Source organism: Kurthia sp. Dielmo, from assembly GCF_000307285.2.
In the GTDB taxonomy this organism is placed as follows: Bacteria; Bacillota; Bacilli; order Bacillales_A; family Planococcaceae; genus Kurthia; species Kurthia populi.
This window is the reverse complement of the sequence record NZ_HE578960.1, coordinates 242,540-245,146: the sequence shown is the minus strand read 5'-3', so window position 1 is coordinate 245,146 and position 2,607 is coordinate 242,540. Positions and strand designations below refer to the sequence as shown.

Here is a 2,607-nt window from a genome sequence, read left to right as displayed (position 1 = left end):
GCGCGGTTCGTTGTGTCGCCACCCTTAATATCAGAAGTTAATTTTAGCCAGCTATTAAACGTCGCAAGAGGCTCTGCCGCTGCTGCATCAATGGCTTTTACGCCTACTGTTGGAATGCCCGCTTCCTCTACTTTTTCAATTGATTTTTGGTCGGTTGCAATTTCAAAATACACTTGAGGGTCCACTTTCATTAGTTCCTCAACATTCACTTCACCATTTTGCACAAAGTTTGTAGATGCTTTTAACACGTCTGGTGAAATTTTTGCTAACATTGAGTTTTCTGCTGCATTATATGAGTTTGGATGCATCCCAACAATTTCTTTTGTTGAATTCGTTGCAACATACCAAGTTGAGAAGTACGGTAAAATACCGCCAACTACGATACGATCGATTTCGCCTGGTACGGTTACGTCACGACCAAGTTGATCTTGAATCATTTTTTCTCCGGCTGTTGTTTGTTTTTCGCCTGTCGATGTTGTCTCTTTCGTATCATCATTGCCACATGCTGCTAATAGTCCTGCCGCAAGTGTCGCCGCTGCTAAGAAGCCCAATTTTTTCTTCATATTACTTTTCTTCCTCTCGTAGCCATTTTGCTAAGCCATGTAAAAATGGCTTTGATTGATTAATGAAGCCCAGTCCGATATGGAACATTGGGTCAAGTGATGTTACGACTAATTGTCCATTAAAGCTACTCTCATCTACATAGAAAATCGAGCGACCATCTGGTGTATCTAGTAGCGACATTGCACCTTCTGGCGGCATAAACGTCCCGTGATAATGCCATTTCATATCAGGCACTGTTAAGAAATGATAGAGTGGATGATTAGCGTGCTGTTGATTCAGTGGTAAATCGCCGTTTGGACGTACCCACCAGCTAAAGTTTACTTCAGAATCTTCCCAGTCTACTGTTGGCATAAAGTGATCTAATACTTCGCCAAAAATAACAATACGTTTTCCCGCATGTAATACATTTAATAATTTCGATTGATAGCGTTTTAATAACGTAATATCCAAACGACATGATAGTAACACGGTGTCATATTGTGTTAAATCATAGTTATGTAAATCTCGAATATGCAGCACATCATCGTAGACATAGTGAAACTCTTCTTCCTCTAGGAAGCGGTTTTGATACGGTGTACCATTCACAATTAATGCAATGCTCATATTAAAGAGCTCCTTTCAATACAGTAAATTCTTCTTCTGATACGCGACGTGTCATTAGTTGTCACCTCGATTGCGTGCTGCTTCTGTATGAATTGCTTCAAGCATTTGCAGACTTACTTGACTTGATGAATTGTCCTCATGAATGTAAATGCGGTACATATCTGTCCCTGCACCCGCATAGATTGTGCCATTTGTTGATTCACGGTCCACATAAACGATGACATTATCTTGTTGGTCCACAATTAATTTCTTCGCATGTGCAGGCACTGTTTCAAAGTAGCCACGTGAGAAGAAGCCACGTACGCCTTTACGATATTCAATATCATATGACGTAACGCCTTCAAATAATGTATGGTCTGTTGCGATAATACGTGCTTCACGATCTTTTAGTGGAATTGGAGAACGCTTCCAATTTGCCACTTCCGTTAGCCAAGGCAGTCCCTTTTCAGCAAGTGTGAAAATAACGCCTCCCTTTGCTAAATAGTCCGTTAACACCGCATTATGCTCGACTAAAAATGCTTCGTCGACATGATTTGAAATAATGACGCCATCAAAAGCCATTAAATCCGTATATGGTAAATCATATTCATATAAAAATACAAGGCCACGTTTTGCATCAAGCGCATTCAGACGTGCAAATTGAATGTCGATGCCCATGTAGGCAATATTTTTCATCATAGTAAGGTCCCTCAGTTCTAATTGATAACGATTATCGTTTAATACACTCTTATTTTATTGATAATGATTTTCAATTGCAAATCAAACTGTGCGAACGCTGAAAATTTGTCGAATTTTAACGAAAAAATGGTTTAAATGAATAAATACTGTTTTTTAAACAGTCGATAATACAGCATTTAAAAGGGATTTTATAGCATTTAAAAGAAAAATAAACATTTCGACAAAAATTGACAAAATAAAAAGAGGTCGGTTAAAACCGCCTCTTTACACTTCCTGTTGCACGCGTAATGGTTTGCCCATTTCAATCGAATCATCCATTAAGTGACAGGCTACAAAATGCTCGCCCTCCTGCTCACGCCACGTAGGCTCTACTGTGACACACGCCTCACAGGCATGAGCACAGCGCGTATGAAATACACAGCCTGTTGGTGGATCAATCGGACTCGGTAGCTCGCCCTCTAAAATAATTCGACGGCGGGACTCCTCAATATCTGGGTCAGGTATCGGAATCGCAGATAATAATGCCTGCGTATACGGATGCAGTGGATTATGATACAGCTGCTCACTCGTCGTCAGCTCGACGATTTTCCCTAAATACATTACCGCAATTCGGCTCGAAATATATTTTACCATCGATAAATCATGCGCAATAAATAAGTAGGTGAAGCCCTTTTCCTTTTGTAATCGTTGTAGGAGCTTCACGACCGATGCCTGTACAGATACATCGAGTGCTGAAATCGGCTCATCACAAATAATAAACTC

Annotated in this window: 4 protein-coding genes; all 4 read right to left on the bottom strand. The window is 40.2% G+C overall.

Annotated elements, in window-relative coordinates:
- Positions 1 to 563, bottom strand: a 563-nt coding sequence (locus tag KTHG_RS14715) for a TroA family protein (RefSeq protein WP_483299893.1), incomplete at its 3' end; no start/stop codon positions are given.
- A gap of 1 nt (position 564) precedes the next feature.
- Complete coding sequence (locus tag KTHG_RS14710) at positions 565 to 1,167, bottom strand: hypothetical protein (RefSeq protein WP_139994655.1); 603 nt, start codon at positions 1,165 to 1,167, stop codon at positions 565 to 567.
- A 54-nt stretch (positions 1,168 to 1,221) separates the two neighbouring features.
- Entirely contained in the window at positions 1,222 to 1,845 is a 624-nt protein-coding gene (locus tag KTHG_RS14705) for a hypothetical protein (RefSeq protein WP_233600555.1), read from the bottom strand.
- 264 nt (positions 1,846 to 2,109) lie between these two features.
- Positions 2,110 to 2,607, bottom strand: a 498-nt coding sequence (locus KTHG_RS14700; protein WP_370362780.1) for an oligopeptide/dipeptide ABC transporter ATP-binding protein, incomplete at its 5' end; no start/stop codon positions are given.

Excerpts from the sequence above, each read along its gene's own strand:
- KTHG_RS14710 (WP_139994655.1), bottom strand. The coding sequence starts at position 1,167 with ATGAGCATTGCATTAATTGTGAATGGTACACCGTATCAAAACCGCTTC.
- KTHG_RS14705 (WP_233600555.1), bottom strand. The coding sequence starts at position 1,845 with ATGATGAAAAATATTGCCTACATGGGCATCGACATTCAATTTGCACGT.